Below are 1,146 nucleotides of genomic sequence, written 5' to 3' on the forward strand. Positions count from 1 at the left end.
GTTGAGCGGATCCGGGCCGAGACCGGCGACGACATCGGCAGCCTCGGCCCGGGTGAGTGCGCGGCACCGGCTCGCGCCGATCAGGTCGGCCCAGCCGTGCTCGGCGCGCAGTCGCAGCCGGACCGTGGAGGCCGGCGGCGGGGGCTGGACCCAGCCGTCGGCGTCGCGGTCGGGCTCGGCGGCCGGGGCGCCGTCGTCGTGGACGGTGACCCGTACGGTGCCCGTCAGGTCGCCGCTCAGGCGGGCGAGCAGAAGGCCGCGGGCGCGGTCGTCGATGAGACGCTCCATCGTCAGGCGCACCGGCACGAACCCGCGCAGCCGGACGGCGGCGCGGTCGGGGCCCAGGCGACGGGCGCGCGGGACGGCCGGCCACCAGTGTGGGTAGCCGGCCGGGTCGGCGAGCAGGGTCAGCACGGACCGGGCGTCCGCGGGGACGGCCCAGCGGTGGGTGAAGCGGAAGGGGCGGTCGGCCGACATCAGGCCCGGCCGAAGGTCTCGGGGTCCACGGGGCGCCGGGTGCGGGGGAGCTTCGCGACGATCAGCAGGTACGACTCCGTGACGAGGTCCCGGACGAGCTGCTCGTCGAGGTCCGGGTGCGCGGCCAGGCTGAGCCAGTGCCGCTTGTCCATGTGATAGCCGGGCGTGATCGCCGCGGGCAGGGCCGCGCGCAGCTGGGCGCCGTCCTCCGGGCGGGCCTTGACGTTCACGAGGCGGCGCCCGTCGTGGTCGATGAACACCGCGAACAGCTTCCCCTGCACCTTCATGACCTCGGTGTCCGGGCCGAAGGGGTGCGACGCGGCGCTGCCCGGCAGCTCGAGGGCGCGGTCGCGGGCGACGCACAGCAGCGTGGGCTCGTCCATGCCCGTCACGTTAGCCGCGCCGGCCCCGGGGGCTCAGCGGTAGTCGAAGAAGCCCTTGCCGGACTTCCGGCCGAGCTCGCGGCGGGCCACCATGTCCCGCATGAGCTGCGGCGGGGCGAAGCGCTCACCCAGCTGGGACTCGAGGTACTCCGCGATGCCCAGGCGCACGTCCAGGCCCACGATGTCGGTCAGCGCCAGCGGGCCGACCGGGAACTTGTAGCCGAGCACCATGGCGGCGTCGATGTCCTCGGGGGAGGCCACGCCCTCCTCGACCATGCGGATGGCC

Annotated in this window: 2 protein-coding genes and 1 pseudogene; all 3 read right to left on the minus strand. The window is 75.2% G+C overall.

Annotated features, from left to right (window positions below; all coding sequences use genetic code 11):
* Window positions 1–477 (minus strand): annotated as a pseudogene (locus ACFWJO_RS40340) (hypothetical protein); the annotation flags it as partial.
* A complete protein-coding gene (locus tag ACFWJO_RS40345; RefSeq protein ID WP_386873338.1) occupies window positions 477–860 on the minus strand; it encodes an MmcQ/YjbR family DNA-binding protein in 384 nt (127 codons plus the stop codon). The gene ACFWJO_RS40345 and the pseudogene ACFWJO_RS40340, both read right to left, overlap by 1 nt.
* Window positions 861–893: 33 nt before the next feature.
* Window positions 894–1,146 (minus strand): 3-hydroxyacyl-CoA dehydrogenase family protein (locus ACFWJO_RS40350; protein ID WP_386873340.1); only part of this gene is annotated, 253 nt, incomplete at its 5' end.

The organism is Streptomyces sp. NPDC127092 (genome assembly GCF_042722475.1).
Classification (GTDB): Bacteria; Actinomycetota; Actinomycetes; order Streptomycetales; family Streptomycetaceae; genus Streptomyces.

Excerpts from the sequence above, each read along its gene's own strand:
- ACFWJO_RS40345 (WP_386873338.1), bottom strand. The coding sequence starts at position 860 with ATGGACGAGCCCACGCTGCTGTGCGTCGCCCGCGACCGCGCCCTCGAG.